16 protein-coding genes are annotated in these 17,578 nt (G+C 65.6%); 13 read left to right on the top strand and 3 right to left on the bottom strand.

What is annotated here, in order from left to right; genetic code table 11:
• Window positions 1-419: 419 nt before the first annotated feature.
• Window positions 420-1,133: an SDR family oxidoreductase gene (locus SOM28_RS21585; protein WP_320469399.1), complete on the top strand. Its 714-nt coding sequence runs from the start codon at window positions 420-422 to the stop codon at window positions 1,131-1,133.
• 78 nt (window positions 1,134-1,211) lie between these two features.
• Window positions 1,212-1,895, top strand: a complete 684-nt coding sequence (locus tag SOM28_RS21590) for a hypothetical protein (protein WP_320469400.1) — start codon at window positions 1,212-1,214, stop codon at window positions 1,893-1,895.
• A gap of 55 nt (window positions 1,896-1,950) precedes the next feature.
• Here the strand turns inward: SOM28_RS21590 and SOM28_RS21595 are convergent, their stop codons facing one another.
• Window positions 1,951-3,294, bottom strand: coding sequence for an MFS transporter (locus tag SOM28_RS21595; protein WP_123071374.1), 1,344 nt, complete (start codon window positions 3,292-3,294; stop codon window positions 1,951-1,953).
• A 144-nt stretch (window positions 3,295-3,438) separates the two neighbouring features.
• On the opposite strand from SOM28_RS21595, the gene cyoA reads away from it, so the two are divergent.
• The 8 genes from cyoA to SOM28_RS21635 are packed head-to-tail and all read left to right on the top strand — an operon-like array spanning window position 3,439 to window position 10,663.
• A complete protein-coding gene (gene cyoA / locus SOM28_RS21600) occupies window positions 3,439-4,446 on the top strand; it encodes a ubiquinol oxidase subunit II (RefSeq protein WP_123071373.1) in 1,008 nt (335 codons plus the stop codon).
• 2 nt (window positions 4,447-4,448) lie between these two features.
• Window positions 4,449-6,458, top strand: a complete 2,010-nt coding sequence (cyoB, locus tag SOM28_RS21605; protein WP_123071372.1) for a cytochrome o ubiquinol oxidase subunit I — start codon at window positions 4,449-4,451, stop codon at window positions 6,456-6,458.
• Window positions 6,451-7,089 carry a cytochrome o ubiquinol oxidase subunit III gene (gene cyoC, locus SOM28_RS21610; RefSeq protein ID WP_123071371.1) on the top strand — a complete coding sequence of 213 codons (639 nt, stop codon included), beginning with the start codon at window positions 6,451-6,453 and terminating at the stop codon, window positions 7,087-7,089. Before cyoB ends, cyoC begins: the two co-directional genes overlap by 8 nt.
• The gene (cyoD, locus tag SOM28_RS21615) at window positions 7,086-7,463 is read left to right on the top strand and encodes a cytochrome o ubiquinol oxidase subunit IV (protein WP_320469401.1); all 378 of its coding nucleotides are present in this window, start codon (window positions 7,086-7,088) and stop codon (window positions 7,461-7,463) included. The genes cyoC and cyoD overlap by 4 nt, the downstream gene beginning before the upstream one ends.
• Window positions 7,464-8,279: an SURF1 family protein gene (locus tag SOM28_RS21620; protein WP_320469402.1), complete on the top strand. Its 816-nt coding sequence runs from the start codon at window positions 7,464-7,466 to the stop codon at window positions 8,277-8,279.
• Window positions 8,280-8,331: 52 nt separating this feature from the next.
• A complete protein-coding gene (locus SOM28_RS21625; RefSeq protein ID WP_123071368.1) occupies window positions 8,332-9,690 on the top strand; it encodes an ATP-binding protein in 1,359 nt (452 codons plus the stop codon).
• Window positions 9,677-10,216, top strand: coding sequence for a response regulator transcription factor (locus SOM28_RS21630; RefSeq protein ID WP_123071367.1), 540 nt, complete (start codon window positions 9,677-9,679; stop codon window positions 10,214-10,216). Before SOM28_RS21625 ends, SOM28_RS21630 begins: the two co-directional genes overlap by 14 nt.
• A gap of 18 nt (window positions 10,217-10,234) precedes the next feature.
• Entirely contained in the window at window positions 10,235-10,663 is a 429-nt protein-coding gene (locus tag SOM28_RS21635) for a c-type cytochrome (protein ID WP_320469403.1), read from the top strand.
• Here SOM28_RS21635 and SOM28_RS21640 read toward each other — a convergent pair.
• The gene (locus tag SOM28_RS21640; protein WP_320469404.1) at window positions 10,660-11,418 is read right to left on the bottom strand and encodes a ZIP family metal transporter; all 759 of its coding nucleotides are present in this window, start codon (window positions 11,416-11,418) and stop codon (window positions 10,660-10,662) included. The genes SOM28_RS21635 and SOM28_RS21640 overlap by 4 nt on opposite strands.
• Window positions 11,419-11,809: 391 nt before the next feature.
• Between SOM28_RS21640 and SOM28_RS21645 the strand changes: the two genes are divergently transcribed.
• Both SOM28_RS21645 and SOM28_RS21650 read left to right on the top strand, forming a co-directional pair.
• A complete protein-coding gene (locus SOM28_RS21645) occupies window positions 11,810-13,039 on the top strand; it encodes a cation:proton antiporter (protein ID WP_320469405.1) in 1,230 nt (409 codons plus the stop codon).
• A complete protein-coding gene (locus SOM28_RS21650; RefSeq protein WP_320469406.1) occupies window positions 13,026-14,147 on the top strand; it encodes a YbdK family carboxylate-amine ligase in 1,122 nt (373 codons plus the stop codon). The genes SOM28_RS21645 and SOM28_RS21650 overlap by 14 nt, the downstream gene beginning before the upstream one ends.
• Window positions 14,148-14,150: 3 nt before the next feature.
• Here the strand turns inward: SOM28_RS21650 and SOM28_RS21655 are convergent, their stop codons facing one another.
• Window positions 14,151-14,651, bottom strand: a complete 501-nt coding sequence (locus tag SOM28_RS21655) for a MarR family winged helix-turn-helix transcriptional regulator (RefSeq protein WP_123069328.1) — start codon at window positions 14,649-14,651, stop codon at window positions 14,151-14,153.
• A 105-nt stretch (window positions 14,652-14,756) separates the two neighbouring features.
• Here SOM28_RS21655 and SOM28_RS21660 point away from each other — a divergent pair, with 105 nt between their 5' ends.
• Complete coding sequence (locus SOM28_RS21660; RefSeq protein WP_320469407.1) at window positions 14,757-17,570, top strand: bifunctional diguanylate cyclase/phosphodiesterase; 2,814 nt, start codon at window positions 14,757-14,759, stop codon at window positions 17,568-17,570.
• The last annotated feature ends 8 nt before the right edge of the window (window positions 17,571-17,578 follow it).

Consider the following 17,578-nt stretch of genomic DNA (forward strand, 5'->3'; position numbering starts at 1 on the left):
GGGCTATCAAACGCCTGCCGCCGTCGAAGCCGCATTCCGTGTGCCTAAATAACTGTCCAGAAAGTCCGGACCACCTCAGGTCTGACATTCGGACACGGCCTCTGCAGCGCCTGTAAGTGGGGTCAGGTCTGACATTCGGACACGGCCTCTGCAGCGAGCTCCCGTGATCACAGTTCAGCTCGTGTCCAAATGTCAGACCTGACCCCGATTTTTTCTGGTCGGCGCCCTGCAGATCGCGCGCACCTTCGGTCCCGACCCGTAAGGCAGTGCGATGCTGGCGACCAGCCGGCAAGCCTTGCTGACCCAGTACGCATGCCAGCCTGCCTGAATCCCAGCCTGTCAGTACGCGTTCGTTTTTTCTGGACTAAAATATGATGATCGTCATATTTAATGACGCCCACAACCAGAAAGGGATAGCCATGAAACTCGACAATGCCACCGTCCTCGTCACCGGCGCCAACCGCGGCCTGGGCCTCGAATTCGCCCGCCAGGCGCTCGCACGCGGCGCCAAGAAGGTCTATGCGGGGGCGCGCGATCCCGCCAGCGTGACGCTGGCCGGCGTCACCCCGGTGCAGCTCGACGTCACGGATGCGCGCAGCGTGGCCGCAGCGGCGCGCGAGCTGGGCGACGTCGACCTGGTGATCAACAATGCCGGCATCGCCCATTTCCAGCAGGTGCTGGCGGACGGCGTCGAGGACTCGCTGCGGGCGATGCTGGAAACGAATGTGTTCGGCATCCTTGGCATGAGCCGCGCCTTCGCGCCGGTGCTCGCCCGTAACGGCGGCGGGGCCATCCTGAACGTGCTGTCGGTGGCGAGCTGGATCAGCTCGCCGGCGCTGGCGGCCTATGGGGTGTCGAAGTCGGCGGCCTGGGGGCTGACCAATGCCGTGCGCAACGAGTTGCGCGAGCAGGGGACGCAGGTACTGGCCCTGCACGTCGGCTTCATCGACACCGACCTGACGCGCGATATCGCCTTGCCCAAGTTGGCGCCGTCCACCGTGGTGGACCGCGGCTACGCGGCGCTGGAGGAGGGCGCGGACGAAGTCATGATCGACGAACTCACGCAGGCGGTGAAGGCCGGGCTGTCGAGCGTGCCGGGCATTTATACCGAGGTCAGGCGCAATAATGCGTGAGAAATAGCCGCGCGGCGGCGGCTATACTCGGGTCTTATGTACCCAGCCCGCCTACTGAGCCACCATCGGAATAGCCGCATGATGGGCTTGGTCGTCACGCTGCTGGTCCATGCGGCGCTGGTGGCCACCTGGCAGCAGGCGCGCAAGCTGCGGCTGCCCGTGCAGGGCGAGGCGGACTTCGTCCAGTGGGTGAGGGTGCAGCCGCGCCTGCCAGCGGCGGCGGCAGTCGAGACGGCTCCTGACCGGCCGCGCGTGCATGCCACGCCCGGGCCGATCGCATCTTCCGCTCCCCCTGCGCCGGCAGCGGAGGCCATTGCAGCCGCCGCTCCGGCCGAGGCCGCGACCGCCCCGGCGGCGACGGCGACGGAGCCGGCCGCCGGCCCTGCGCGCCAGATGATCGAGCAAGCGATCCGCGACGCTGGCGCCATCGACCGTGCCGTGCGCAAGGACAGCAAGCCGACCATCGTCGCCCCGCGCGACAGCCCGCAGATCCGCATGGCGAACAAGTTCAGGGAAGCCGCCGCGCTGGCGCCGAACAAGTGGTATGAGGCGCCCAAGATCGTCGAACTGGTGAACGATGGCGGCGACGGTGCGCGCCGTTTCCGGGTCCTGACGGCGCTCGGCATCTACTGCATCACCGAGCGCTCGCCCGCCACCAGCATCGACATGATCGAAAAACACGGCAAGCAGCGGATCACGAATTGCGGCACCGGACATGAGCAGCCGGTCAATCCCCAGGAGTGGCGTACCGCGCGCGATTAGCCCAAAAAAAGACGGCCCCGTAGGGCCGTCGTCGTTTCACGCTAAGCGACAATCATCAGTCGCGAATCTCCAGCTTGCGGTTCAGGCTCAGTGCCGCCAGCGAGGCCACGGCGCCCGACAGCAGGTAGAGGCTGACATAACCCAGGCCGAAGTGAGCCGACAGGCCGAGGGCAACCAGCGGTGCGAAGGCCGCGCCGACCAGCCAGGCGAGGTCCGACGTCAGCGCCGCGCCGGTGTAGCGGAAGTGCTTCAGGAAGTTCGAGGTCGTGGCGCCCGCTGCCTGGCCGTAGGAGAAGCCGAGCAGGGTGAAGCCGATCAGGATGAAGGCATTCTGGCCGCCGGTGCCGCTATCGAGCAGGAACGGGATCGAGGCCGAATACAGGGCGATCAGCGCCGCGGCGGTACCCAGCGTGGTGCGGCGACCCAGCTTGTCGGCGACGACGCCCGAGATCAGCATGGCGATCGCCGCGAGGCCGGCGCCCCACATCTGGACGTGCAGGAACTCATCCATCGGACGGGTATCGTACAGCTGGATCCACGACAGCGGGAACACGGTCACCAGGTGGAACAGGGCGTAGCTGGCCAGGGCAGCCATGGCGCCGATGGCGATATTGCTGCCTTGCTTGCTCACCAGTTCGCCGACCGGGGCCGGGTCGAGGTGGTGCGAGTCGAGCAGGCGCGAATACTCGGGCGTGCTGGCCAGGCGCAGGCGGGCGAAGGTGCCGACCACGTTGATGGCGAAGGCCACGAAGAACGGGAAGCGCCAGCCCCAGGTCAGGAAATCTTCTTCGGCCGTGTAGGTGATCAGGAAGGCGAAAATGCCGGCCGCGATCACGAAGCCAAGCGGTGCGCTCAATTGTCCGAGCATGGCGTACCATCCGCGCTTGTTCTCGGGTGCGCTAAGAGCCAGCAGCGAAGGCAGTCCATCCCACGAACCACCCTGGGCGAAACCCTGGGCGATGCGCAGCGCTGCCAGCAGGACGATCGCGGTGGCGCCGATTTCACTATAGCTCGGGAGCATGGCGATGACGACGGTGCTGGTACCCATCATGAGCAGGGAAATGCCGAGCTTCATGTCGCGGCTCCAGCGCTTCTGGATCGCCATGAACACGACCGTGCCGATCGGGCGTGCGATGAAGGCGAGCGCGAAGATCGCGAAGGAATACAGGGTGGCGTCGAGCCGGTCCGCCCATGGGAAGAAAATGGCGGGGAAAACGAGTGCCGACGCGATTGCGTACGTGAAGAACTCGAAGTATTCCGCCGACCGGCCGATGACCACGCCGACGGCGATGTCACCGGGATCGACGTGCGCATCCCTGGCGTTGATGTTGCGAGCCCCGCTGTGCGGGTGTGTGATTGGAGCGGCCCCTGCGCCGCCGTACGTCGTCGTGCTTTGCATATTGTGTTCTCCAGAGAAGTCGACGGTCGCCACTGTTGTTAAAATTGCACTCCGGCAAAGGTGGGACAATGTGTCCAATGTTCTTTGGCGACCGTTGGCATTACAGTAGCATGTTCTCCTTCCATGTAACGTTAGATACCTAGCATGATTCCTAAAATTGTCCGCCGCGGACTCCCATTACTTCCGCTTGCAGCGCTGGCCGGCTGCAACACGGTCGTAATGAATCCCACCGGTGATATTGCGAAGCAGCAGGCCGATCTGATCACCATATCGGTTGTGCTGATGTTGTTGATTATCGTCCCTGTGATGATCTTGACTGTCCTGTTCGCCTGGCGCTATCGCAAGAACGCCAACGCGAAGTACGAACCCGATTGGGACCACTCGACCAAGCTCGAGCTCATCATCTGGGGCGCACCGCTCCTGATCATCATCGTCCTTGGCCTGATCACCTGGGTCAGCACCCACAAGCTCGATCCTTACCGTCCGCTCGAACGCCTGGACGAACACCGTCCGATCCCGGCATCGACCAAGCCACTCGAAGTGCAGGTCGTGGCGCTGGACTGGAAATGGCTGTTCATCTATCCAGAGCAGGGCATCGCCTCGGTCAACCAGCTGGTGACCCCGATCGATACCCCGATCCGCTTCAAGATGACCGCATCGACCGTGATGAACACCTTCTATATTCCGACGCTGGCCGGCATGATCTACACGATGCCCGGCATGCAGACCGAATTGAACGCGGTGCTCAACAAGACCGGTGACTACCACGGCCTGTCGGCCAACTTCAGCGGCGACGGTTTCTCGCACATGAAGTTCGCCTATAAAGGCGTCACCAACGAAGAGTTCAACACCTGGGTGCAGGAAATGAAGGCCAATCCAGCCGTCCTGGATCGCGCCGACTACCTGGTGCTGGAAAAGCCGACCGCCAAGGAGGCCGTGCGCCACTACGGCCAGGTCGAGCCTGCGCTGTTCAACCGTGTCGTCAACCGCTGCGTGGCGGAAGGCACCATGTGCATGAACCAGCAGATGCACGAAGACGACAAGCGCAACCAGATGGCCGCCGCTATCCGCCAGCAATCGCAGGGTGGCAAGTCGCAGCTGGCGGAAGCACTGGAAATGTGCGTCGCTCCTATTAATACCTTGATGAAGTAATCATGCAAGAATCATTCGACTTGACGAAGTTTATCTTCGGTCGGCTGGGCTGGGACGCGATCCCGCTCCATGAGCCGATTCTGCTCGCTACCTTCGCAGGCGTGATCGTCGGCGGCCTGGCCCTCGTGGCCATCCTGTCGTACTTCCGCCTGTGGGGCACCCTGTGGAAGGACTGGATCACCAGTATCGACCACAAGAAAATCGGGATCATGTACATGATCCTGGGCCTGATCATGCTGCTGCGCGGCTTTGCCGACGCCCTGATGATGCGCGCCCAGCAGGCGATCGCCTTCGGCGACAACGCCGGCTTCCTGCCGCCACACCACTACGACCAGATCTTCACCGCCCACGGCGTGATCATGATCTTCTTCGTGGCGATGCCGTTCGTGACGGGCCTGATGAACTACGTGGTGCCGCTGCAGATCGGTGCGCGCGACGTGGCCTTCCCGTTCCTGAACAACTTCTCGTTCTGGATGACCACCATGGGCGCCGTGCTGATCATGGCATCGCTGTTCGTGGGTGAGTTCGCACGTACCGGCTGGCTGGCGTATCCGCCGCTGTCGGGCATCCTGGCAAGTCCGGGTGTCGGCGTCGACTATTACATCTGGGCGCTGCAGATCGCGGGTGTCGGTACGACCCTGTCGGGCGTCAACCTGATCGTCACCATCATCAAGATGCGTGCGCCGGGCATGGACCTGATGAAGATGCCAGTCTTCGTCTGGACCTCGCTGTGCACCAACATCCTGATCGTCGTCACCTTCCCGATCCTGACCGCCGTGCTGGCCATGCTGGGCATGGACCGTCTGCTCGACACCGCGTTCTTCACGAGCGACCGTGGCGGCAACCCGATGATGTACGTCAACCTGATCTGGATCTGGGGCCACCCTGAGGTCTACATCCTGATCCTGCCGGCCTTCGGTATCTTCTCCGAAGTCGTCTCGACCTTCTGCGGCAAGCGCCTGTTCGGCTACACCTCGATGGTGTACGCGACCTGCGTCATCATGGTTCTCTCTTACCTGGTGTGGCTGCACCACTTCTTCACCATGGGTTCGGGCGCCAGCGTCAACGCGTTCTTCGGCATCACGACGATGATCATCTCGATCCCGACCGGCGCCAAGATCTTCAACTGGCTGTTCACCATGTACCGCGGCCGTATCCGCTTCGAACTGCCGATGATGTGGACCGTGTCGTTCATGCTGACCTTCGTGATCGGCGGCATGACCGGCGTCATGCTGGCCATCCCGGCGGCCGACTTCGTGCTGCACAACTCGCTGTTCCTGATCGCTCACTTCCACAACGTCATCATCGGCGGTGTCGTGTTCGGTATCTTCGCCGGTATCAACTACTGGTTCCCGAAAGCCTTCGGCTACAAGCTGGACCGTTTCTGGGGCCTGGTCTCGTTCTGGCTGTGGTCGATCGGCTTCTGGGTCGCGTTCACCCCACCGTACATCCTGGGCTTCATGGGCTACACCCGTCGCGTGAGTCACTTCGACGATCCTTCGGTGCAGTGGCTGTTCCAGATCTCGTTCGTGGGCACCCTGATGATTGCCGGTGGTATCGGCGCGCTGCTGATGCAGTTCTATGTCAGCTTCCGCGACCGCAACACCGCTCGCCTGCGCGACTTCACCGGCGACCCGTGGGAAGGCCGTACCCTGGAGTGGGCGACCTCGTCGCCACCGCCAGACTACAACTTCGCCTTCACCCCGGTGGTGTACGACAACGACACCTTCGCCGACATGAAGAAGAACGGCTACCGTCGTCCGCTGAAGGACTTCGTGGCGATCCACATGCCGAAGAACACCGGCGCCGGCATCATCATCTCCGCGATCTCGTGCGTGGTGGGCTTCGGCATCATCTGGCATATGTGGGCGCTGACCGTGGCGTCGTTCATCGCCATGATGGTCGCGATCATCATCCATACCTTCAACTACAAGCGCGACTACTACATTCCGGCCGAAGAAGTGGCCCGTACTGAAGCAGAGCGCACCCGTATGCTGGAAAGCCATGTCTGAACTTAAAGCAACTGTAACCGGCGGCAGCGTCGCCGACGACGTGAGCGGGCGCTACATCTCCCGCGACCACCACCCGGAGCAGGGCACGCTGCTGGGCTTCTGGCTCTACCTGATGAGCGACTGCCTCATCTTCGCGTCCCTGTTCGCGACCTACGCGGTGCAAGGCCGCTCGTACGCCGGCGGTCCGACCGGCGCCGAGCTGTTCGAGCTGCCGCTGATCGCGCTCAACACCGCGTTCCTGCTGGTGTCGTCGCTGACCTTCGGCTTCGCCATGATCGCCGCGCAAGCGAAGAACCTGGCCAAGACCCGCATGTGGCTGGTCGTGACCGGCATCCTGGGCCTGGCCTTCCTGTGCGTGGAAATCTATGAGTTCCAGCACCTGATCCACATGGGCGCGGGTCCGCAGCGTTCGGGCTTCCTGACCGCGTTCTTCGCGCTGGTCGGCACCCACGGCCTGCACGTGACCTTCGGCATCATCTGGCTCGTGACCCTGTTCTTCCAGCTGGGTAAACACGGCCTGACTCCGGAGAATTTCCGTCGCCTGTCGTGCCTGTCGCTGTTCTGGCACTTCCTGGACCTGATCTGGATCTTCGTCTTCACCTTTGTCTACCTGATGGGAGTCCTGCCATGAGCGACCACCACGACAACGGCCATCATGGCCACGACGTCTACGTGACGCACTACAGCCAGAAGGATTACCTGATCGGCTTCGCGCTGGCAGCGATCCTGACGATCATCCCGTTCTGGCTGGTGATGGGCAACGTGCTGGCGCCAGAGACCACCAAGTGGGTCATCCTGGCCTTCGCCGGCGTGCAGCTGATCGTACAGATGGTGTATTTCCTGCACCTTAGCTCGAAGTCGGAAGGCGGCTGGAACATGATGGCTGCCATCCTGACCATCGTCATCCTGGTCATCGTGCTGGCCGGTTCGATCTGGGTCATGCATCATATGAACACCAATATGATGCCGGGCATGGGTCCGAACAGCACCCACGACATGACCTAAATGGCAGTAGTGCACGAACAGCCGGTGGTTTCGGCACATCCCCAGCGCTCCGCCTTCGTGCGGCGCGCCCTGGCAGTGGCGGCCCTGCTGCTGTTCGTGCTGTTTGCCGGTCTGGGAACCTGGCAGGTGTTTCGCCTGCAATGGAAACTGGACCTGATCGAACGCGTCGACGCACGCGTTCATGCGGATCCCATTGCGCCACCCCCGGTGGCGCAATGGCCGCAGATTTCAAAAGAGTCCGACGAATACCGGCGCGTGCGCCTGTCGGGCCACTATCTCTACGAATTGACCACACCGGTGCAAGCGCTGTCCGATCTCGGCGCCGGTTTCTGGCTGCTCACGCCGTTATGCCTTGACTCGGGCCACATCATCCTCGTCAACCGCGGTTTCATCCCGTCGAGCGGCAATATCGCGCAGCAGTACCCGGCCAACAAGGCTGATGGCGACGCGTGCGCGGCCGCTCCTGGCGCGCCGGTCGCGTTGACCGGCCTGTTGCGCATCGCCGAACCGAAAAGCGGTTTCCTGCGCGATAACGACCCGGTTAACAACCGCTGGTATGCGCGCGAAGTGGGCGCCATCGCCGCCGCGCGCGGTCTCGATCCCGCCAGCGTCGCACCATTCTTCGTCGACGCCGGCAAGGGCCAGGATCCGAAGGACGCGCCCGAAACGGCGGTCGGCGGCCTGACCGTCATCTCTTTCCCGAATAATCACCTCGTCTACGCGCTCACTTGGTATGCTCTGGCCCTGATGGTGGCCGCCGCCACGTGGTGGATTGTGCGCTATGAGGCCAGGCGCAGCGGCGACGCCGACGATTAAGACGTCTGGCGCGCCGTATTCGCGCGTCACAGGACAGACATAACGGATCCCGATGCAATCTCCGCTGGATTTCTTTGCCAGGGCGGCGCGCTCGTCGCCGTCGGCCGCCGCCGCCAACGTCGAGTTCGCGGCCGGCCACAAGAACATGCTGCAGCTGATCGAGCTGCGCTGGATCGCCGTCATCGGCCAGATCACCACCATCGCCTCGGCCATCATGATCTTCCGGATCGAGCTGCCGCTGGTGCACATGCTGCAGGTGCTGGCCTGCCTGATCGCCTTCAACGTCGCCAGCCACCTGCGCTGGCACGAGCGGCGTCCGGTCTCCAATGGCGAGATGTTCCTGGCGATCCTGGTCGACGTTTCCAGCCTCACCGTGCTGCTCTACCTGTCGGGCGGCACCACCAATCCCTTTGCCTTCCTCTACCTGCTGCAGGTAATCGTCTCTGCTGTGCTGCTCGACGTGCTGTGGACCTGGAGTATCGTGCTGGTCACGATCGCCTGCATGGCCGGCCTTGCCATCTACGCCCAGCCCCTCGCGCTGCCGTTCGACCATGCGCGCGGCATCGGCAGCCTGTACGTGCAGGGCCTGCTGGTCTGCTTCGCGCTGAATGCGGCGCTGCTGGTGATGTTCATCTCGCGCATCTCGGACAACGTGCGCGACAAGGCGACCCAGCTGGCTGCGCTGCGCCAGCGCGCAGCCGAAGAAGAACACATCGTGCGCATGGGCCTTCTTGCGAGCGGTGCCGCCCACGAGCTGGGCACGCCGCTGTCGACGGTCTCGGTGATCCTCGGCGACTGGAAGCGCATGCCCGAGTTTCGCAACAATCCCGAGATGCTGGGCGAGCTGACCGAGATGCAGACCCAGCTCAAGCGCTGCAAGGCCATCGTCAGCGGCATCCTGCTGTCGGCCGGCGAGGCGCGCGGCGAGTCGGCCGAGCGCACCACCGTCAGCCGCTTCCTCAACGAGCTCGCCGAAGGCTGGGAAGCCAGCCGTCCGGTGCGCACCTTCATCTACAATAACCGGATCGCCGACGACCTGCCGGTGGCGAGCGATTCGGCGCTGCGCCAGACGATCGACAACCTGCTCGACAACGCGCTGGAAGCGTCCCCCGACTGGGTCTATATGGACGCCCACATCGACGAGCGCACCCTGGTGCTGACCGTGTTCGACCGCGGTCCCGGCTTTGCGCCCAGCATGCTGGCGCATTTCGGCAAGCCCTATCACTCGACCAAGGGCAAGCCCGGCGGCGGGCTGGGGCTGTTCCTGGCGGTGAACGTCGTGCGCAAGCTCGGCGGCACCGTCACGGCGCGCAACCGGCGCCAGGACGAGGGCGGCGGGGCCGAGGTGTCCGTGCGCCTGCCGCTGGCAGCGATCGAACTGGAAGAGGAAATAGACGATGCAGAATCCTGAGCCGCTGCTGCTCATTATCGAAGACGACGAGGCCTTCGCCCGCACCCTCTCCCGCTCCTTCGAGCGGCGCGGCTACCGCGTGCTGGGGGCCACCGGCCACGATGAGGCGCAAGCCCTGCTGGCCCAACATAACCCCGGCTACGCCGTGGTCGACCTGAAACTCAAGGGCAATACCTCGGGCCTGGCCTGCGTGCAGCTGCTGCACGAGCACGACCCGGACATGCTGATCGTGGTGTTGACGGGCTTTGCCAGCATCGCCACCGCGGTCGAGGCGATCAAGCTGGGCGCCGTGCAATACCTGGCCAAGCCGTCGGACGCCGACGATATCGAAGCCGCCTTCGGTCACATCGCCGGCAGCACCGATGTCGAGGTCACCAACCGCTCGACCTCGATCAAGACCCTGGAATGGGAGCGCATCCACGCCGTGCTGGCCGAGACCGATTTCAATATTTCGGAGGCGGCGCGGCGCTTGGGCATGCACCGGCGCACGCTGGCACGCAAGCTCGAAAAGCAGCGGGTCAAGTAGATGCGCACGTACACGGCGTTGCCAGGCCTTCTGCTGGGTCTGGTTCTGTGCCTGATACTGGGCCTGGCCGGCTGCGGCCGCAGCGATACTGCCCCCGCGGCAAGCGGCGCGGGCGCCGACGGGGCTCCTTCACCGGCCCGGATCGAAGCCGGTCGGAAGCTGTTCGCGCGTTGCGCCGGTTGCCACCAGGTGGGACCCAACGCGGTCAACATCTTCGGTCCGCACCTCAATGGCATACTCGGCCGCAAGGCGGGCGGCGTGGCCGGCTACGCCTATTCGCCGGCGCTGAACGCGTCGCAGCTGGCCTGGGACGAACGCAACCTGGCCGCCTTCATCCGCGATGCCGACGCGGTCATCCCCGGCAACAAGATGCGCTTCATGAATTTCATGAGCGAACAGCAGGCGAGCGACATCGTCGCCTACCTGGCCACGCAGGACGGTCGTTAGCCCAGCTTGCTGAGCGCGAAAGCTGCCAGGAATCCGGCGGCCACGATCAGTCCCGCGAAGTCGTGGGTTTCGTCGAAGGCCTCCGGGATCATGGTGTCGACCACCATCGCCAGCACGCCGCCCGCGGCCACCGCCGTGGTCGCCGCCAGCATCTCGGGAGGAAAGCGGTGGAATACCGTATAGCCGAACAGGGCAGCGAGCCCGGATGCCACGGCGATGCCGCTCCAGACACCGTAGATGTGGGCCGGCGAGCGGCCGGCATGCCGCATCCCGGCCGCACTGGACAGGCCCTCGGGCAGGTTGGACAGGAACACCGCTGCTACCACCGCCACGCTGACGCCTTCTCCTTGCAATAGCGACAGGCCGATCACGATCGATTCCGGGATGCCGTCGAGCAGGGCGCCGACTGCCAGCGCCGTGCCGCCGGCGTCCTGTTCCGCTGCCGCCGGGCGCGGCCCGGCCCGCTTGCGGTGGCGCGCCCCTTTGCGCCCCAGCCACCAGTTGGCGCCCGTGTAGACCAGGGCGCCGAGCAGGAAGCCGGTCGCGGTGGAGGCGAAGCCGCCGGTGTCGATCGCCTCGTCCATCAATTCGAACGACAGCGCCGAGATCAGGACGCCGCTGCCGAACGCCATGATGGCGGCCACCAGCCGCTGCGGAACCTTGAAACGCACGCCGATGAAGGCGCCCAGTAGCAAGGCGGCGCCCGCCAGCAATCCCCAGCCACCCGCCTGCAGCCATCCCGGTATCGAGTCCAATATGCCTCCATGTGTTTCATCCATGCTAATATTTTCAAGCAAATATGGCGCGCACCGCTGGCCGGCCGATGGTCGGCGACACGGATTCCCAGCCTGACGGACGGGTAGGGTGAGCTATCGCCTGTCTGTACATTCGCACAAATAGGGTTGCCACGATTATATTTTTCGTGCAGTATAGCTGGGTGGCAACCGGCAGCGTCCGGTTGCCCCGATCAGCGATGAGGCGGCTCACCCCGTTTCTTTTCGCCCCCCGCATCCGTCGGGGGGCATTTTTCGACACGCGGCCTAGCGTTTCCCACATCTGCCGCGTCTGGCGCTCCCCGCGCCGAATCGGACCATCGTGCCTGCGCGGCTCCCTGCCGCCGATCGGCGCGTCCCACCGGAGAATTGGATGAGCGAGCTGCTTTCACTCACGCATGCGCTGGCCTGGCCGCTGGCGCTGACGCTGGCCTGGATGACCGGCGAGCTGCTGTACCGCTGGGCCAACGTGCCGCGCATCTCCATCTATGGCTTGTGCGGCTTCGTGTTCGGCAACCTGTCGAGCGGCTATCTGCCGCCGGCCCAGGCCGACAACTTCATGATGCTGGCCAACCTCGGATTCGGCCTGATGCTGTTCGAGCTCGGCTACCGCATCAACCTGCGCTGGCTGCGCACCAATCCCTGGCTGCTGATCACCTCGGTGCTGGAAGCCGGCCTGACCTGGGCCGCGGTGTATTACGTCTCGCGCATCTGCGGCCTCGCCGTACTGCCGGCCTGCCTGCTGGCAGCGCTGGCCATGGCCAGCTCGCCGGCCGGCCTGCTGCGCATCGTCAACGAGCAGGGCGGCGGCGGCCAGGTGACCGAGCGCGCCATGCACCTGACTGCCCTGAACTGCGTGCTGGCCGTGTTCGTGTTCAACGTCACGGTGGGTTTCGGCGTATTCCAGACCTCGGGCGACGTGGTCCACGCCAGCTGGACCGGCCTGGTGGTGCTGGCGGCGTCCAGCGGCCTTGGCGCTGCACTGGGCTGGCTGCTGCCGCTGTGGCAGCGCGTGGCCGGCCATGTCCGCTCCAATTCCACGCTGACGTTCGCGGTCTTCGTGTTCCTGCTGGTGGCGATCACCCATGTCTTGAAACTGTCGCCGGTGCTGGCGGCGCTGACCTTCGGCCTGGTGGCACGCCACCGCCGCGTGACCCTGAGCCCGGCCCAGCGCAACTTCGGCGCCCTGGGCGACCTGCTCACCGTGCTGCTGTTCTTTTTCGTGGCCACCACCATCGCCTGGCAGCCGACCGCCGAAGGCCTGATGCTGGGCCTGTTGCTGCTGCTGGTGCGCGCCCTGGTCAAGGTAGCGGTGTGCACCGCCACCGCGCGGGTGTCGGGCATCTCGGCGCGCAAGGGCGCCCTGACTGGTGTCGCGATCATGCCGCTGACGGTGTTCGCCATCATCCTGATCGAGCAGACCCGGCGCTCGGGCGTCGACCTGTTCGACACCCTCGCGCCACTGGCGCCATTGGCCGCGATGGCCATGATCCTGGAAGTGCTGGCGCCGATCCTGACCCAGATCGCGCTGACCGGCGCGCGCGAGTCGGGTTTTGCCAAATACAAGAATGTCGTGAAGGAGGACAAGGATGCCGCTGCCTGAGTTTTCGCGCTCGGAACCGCTGACCATGGGCGTCGAGCTGGAGTTGCAGCTCGTCGGCCTGTCGGATTTCGACCTGGCCCCGGCCTCGCCGGACATGCTCGACCTGCTGGCGCGCGCGCCTTTCCCCGGCGCCGTGACGCCCGAGATCACCGAGAGCATGATCGAGATTAACAGCAGCATCCATACCGGCTACGCGCCGCTGGTGGACGAGCTGCGCCTGATCCGCGACACCCTGCTGCGCGCGGGCGACCGCCTGAACGTGGGCGTGTGCGGCGGCGGCACCCATCCGTTCCAGCAGTGGACCGAGCGCCGCATCTATGAAAAGCCGCGTTTTCGCGAGGTGTCGGCGCTGTACGGCTACCTGGCCAAGCAGTTCACCGTGTTCGGCCAGCACGTGCACATCGGCTGCGGCAGCGGCGACAATGCCCTGTTCCTGCTGCACGCACTGAACCGCTACATCCCGCACTTCATCGCGCTGTCGGCTTCGTCGCCCTTCCTGCAGGGCAGCGACACCCAGTTCCATTCCTCGCGCCTGAATTCGGTGTTCGCCTTCCCGCTGTCGGGCCGCGCGCCGTTTTTGCTGAAATGGGAAGACTTCGAGCGCGATTACTTCAAGCGCATGGAAGACACCGGCATCGTGCGCAGCATGAAGGATTTTTATTGGGACTTACGCCCCAAGCCCGAATACGGCACCATCGAGCTGCGCGTGTGCGACACCCCGCTCACGGTCGAGCACGCTGCGGCCCTTGCCGCCTACCTGCAAGCCCTGTGCAGCTATCTGCTGGCTGGCAACGAAGCGCCGCCGCGGGAAGACGATTACCTGGTCTACAACTACAACCGTTTCCAGGCCTGTCGCTTCGGTCTCGATGGCAATATCGTGCTGCCGCAGGAGCACCAGCAGGTCAGCCTGCGCGACGACATCCTGGCCACCCTGGCGCGCATCGCGCCGCATGCCGAGCGGCTCGGCTCGGGCGCCGCGCTGACCCACCTGTCCCATGTGACGAAGGCGGTCGGCGATGCCGAACAGCTGCGCATCGTGCACGAACACGAGGGAAGTGTGGAGGCGATGGTGAATCTCGCTTTGGGGAAATTCCGCGGCGAGGTGTAAACCTCAGGACTGACTGAGAGGGATCTTGCCTGCCGACTCATCCGCATCCAGGCGGGCGATCAGCATCGCCAGGTCCTGTTCCAGGCGCAGCAGGGTGGCTTCATCCAGCGTCCCCAGCGCGCTAGGCAAGACACCGGCCGCCGGCCCGGGGACCCGGCGCAGCACTTCCTGGCCGGCAGGCAAGACACGCAGTGCAACGTTGCGCCGGTCCGCGCCTTCGCGCGCCGCCGCCACGTAGCCACGCTCGACCAGGCCGCGCACCAGGTTGCTGGCGGTCGACTGGTGGATGTCCATGGCGCGCCCCAGGCTGGTGGCGCCGATGCCGGGCTGGCTCTCGATCACCGACAGCGCCCAGACCTGGGCCCCGCCCAGGCCCGAGTCGCGCTCGAGCTGGCGAAAATGTGTCTTGACTGCATTGAAGACGATACGAAACTGGCGCAGCACGCGCTGGGGCGGGGCGTCTGCGGGCAGGATCAACGGTGCGGGTGGGGCTTCGGAGGACATGGGCGAGATGATAATGCAACAGCTCGCAAAGCGGGGCCGGGCAGCGCGCTTTTTCTTGGCATGCGAAAGTCCCCCGAACGCCCCGTTCTGCGCTAGCATCGATTCATGCGAAGCGCATCCACCAGCCCTGGTGTCCCGGAGCGCGGCCTGTCCCGGGCCGCGATGGGCACCTGTCTGCTCGGCCTGGTGCTCACCTCGCTGCTGTGCGGCGCGGTGCGCAAGATGGAGTACGACCGCGCCGAGGCCGAGTTCGACCAGCGCGCCGTGGTGCGGGTCGCCGCCGTGACCCGCGCCTTCGCCGAGGCCACCGACGCCGCGCGCGCCGTCAACCTGTTCTTCCGCGCTTCGACCGAGATCACGCGCGCAGAGTTCGACGCATTCGCCCAGCCGCTGGTGGCGCGCCACGGCTATATGCAGGCGATGATCTTCCAGCGCTTCGTGGGCGATGCAGAGCGCGCCACCTTCGAGGCCCGGCGGCGCGCATTCTGGCCGGGCTTCGAGATCCGCGAACGCATCAAGACCGGCGAGCCGGCCCTTACCCGGGCCGGCGTGCGCTGGCGCTACCTGGTCAACGACTACGTGGCGCCGATTGTCGGCAATGAGGTCGCCTTCGGCTACGACGCCTGGTCCAACCCGCCGCAGCGGGTCGATACCCAGCGGGCGATCGACACCGGCGAGCCGGCCGCCAGTCCCATTATCACCCTGCTGCAGGGTGGCGGCGCCCGCCACGGGATCCTGATCATCCTGCCGGTCTACCGGCCCGGCACCCAGCCATTGGCGACCCCGGAGCGGCGCGCGGCCGTGATGGGCGCCACCGAGGTGGTGATCGACGTCGCCCAACTGGTGGGCGGCACCCTGGAGGCGGTGCGCCTGCTCGACGACGACACGTTCGCGCTGTCGCTGCGCGGCCCCGACGCACTCGGCAATGTGGTCACCGCCTACCAGCACGGCAGTCTGGCCAAACCCGAGGGCTGGTGGGAGCGCCTGCTGGACGGCATGAACCTGCGCCATGTGGAAGAGTTCGAAATTGCCGGCAGTCCGTGGCAGGTGGTGGTCGAGGAACAGCCGCCGGCCCTGGGCGCCCACATGGCCGAGCTGGTGGCGATGGCGCTGGGGCTGATCCTGAGTTTCGCCGCCGCCGGCCTGGTGCAGCAGCGGGTGGCGCGCACGCGCCGCATCGAGGCCCTGGTCGAGCAGCGCACCGCGGCGCTCGAACGCGCCACCGGCTCGCTGCGGCTGTACGAACGCGCGATGGAGGCCAGCGCCAATCCGATCCTGCTGGTCGACGCCGAGCGGCCGGGTTACCCGATCGAATACGCCAATCCGGCCTGCGAACGCACCTTCGGCTATCCGGCGCGCGAGCTGGCCGGCCAGCCCCTCAAGCTGCTCGCCGGCCTGGATGCCGACCAGCCGGCCGTGGAAGAGCTGCGCCGCGCCCTGCACGGGCAGCGCGAGGAGCACGCCCTGGTCACGGCCCATACCCGCGACGGGGTGGAGCTGATCAGCGACGTCTACGTGGCGCCGGTGCGCCGCGCCGACGGCACGGCCGGGCATTTCGTGGTCACCGTCTACGACGTCACCACCGCCAAGCGCTACGAGGCCGAACTCGAACGCCATGCCCACTACGACACGCTCACCGGGCTGGCCAACCGTTCCTTGCTGTCCGACCGCATCGAGCGCGCCATCGCCAATGCCGGCGGCATGCCGGTATGGACCGTGCTGCTCGACTTCGACCACTTCAAGCTGATCAACGACACCCTCGGCCGGCGCGCCGGCGACGAGGCGCTGCGCATGCTGGCCGCACGCATCAAGGGTGCGCTGCGGCCGGTGGACACCGCGGCCCGGGTCGGCGGCGACGACTTCGTCCTGGTGCTGGTCGGCGTGGCCGACGAACGCCAGGCCGCGGCCCGCATCCAGCAGGTGCGCGAGGCGGTGGCCGAGCCGATCCACCTGGCCGGCCAGCGCCTGGTGCTCAGCTGCAGCGCCGGCGTGGCCGCATTCCCGGCCGACGGGCTGGACGCCGACAACCTGGTCAAGCACGCCGAGATCGCGATGTACCGCGCCAAGGCCATCGGCCGCAACGGCGTGCAGTTCTATGCGCCGCACATGAATGCCCAGGCCTTCGACCGCCTGGCCCTGGAGAGCGCGTTGCGCCATGCGCTGCAGGACGACCAGTTCGAGCTGCATTTCCAGCCGCAGGTCGACCTGGCCACCGGCTGCGTGGTCGGCAACGAGGCGCTGATCCGCTGGCGCCATCCGTTGCTGGGCACGGTGCGGCCCGACCGCTTCATCGCGCTGGCCGAAGAGACCGGCCTGATCGTGCCGATCGGCGCCTGGGTGCTGCGCACCGCCTGCCGCCAGAACCGGCGCTGGCAGCGCGCCGGCCTGGGGCCGCTGCGCATCGCGGTCAACCTGTCGGCGCGCCAGTTCGCCGAACCCGACCTGGTCGACACCGTCGCCCAGGTGCTGCGCGAGACCGGCCTGGCGCCCGGCTCGCTCGAGATCGAGCTCACCGAGAGCATGATGATGGCCGACGCCGACGCCGCCATCCGCACCATGGAATGCCTGAAGCGCATGGGCGTCAAGCTGTCCATCGATGACTTCGGTACTGGATACTCGAGCCTGCAATACCTCAAGCGCCTGCCCGTCGACGTGCTCAAGATCGACCGCTCCTTCGTGCAGGATATCGTGGGCAACCCGGACGGCGCCGCACTGGTCGACGCCATCATCTCGCTGGCCCACGGCCTGCGCATGCAGGTGATCGCCGAAGGGGTCGAGACGATCGAGCAGCTCGATTACCTGCGCGGCTGCGGCTGCGACGAGGTACAAGGCCACGTGTACAGCCGGCCGCAGACGGCCACGCGGGTCGAGGCGCTGCTGCGCGCCGGGCGGGTGGAGCCGGCGGCCAGCACCGCCTGAGTTGCCGC

Source organism: Massilia sp. CFBP9026 (assembly GCF_034045165.1).
Classification (GTDB): domain Bacteria; phylum Pseudomonadota; class Gammaproteobacteria; order Burkholderiales; family Burkholderiaceae_D; genus Telluria; species Telluria arenae.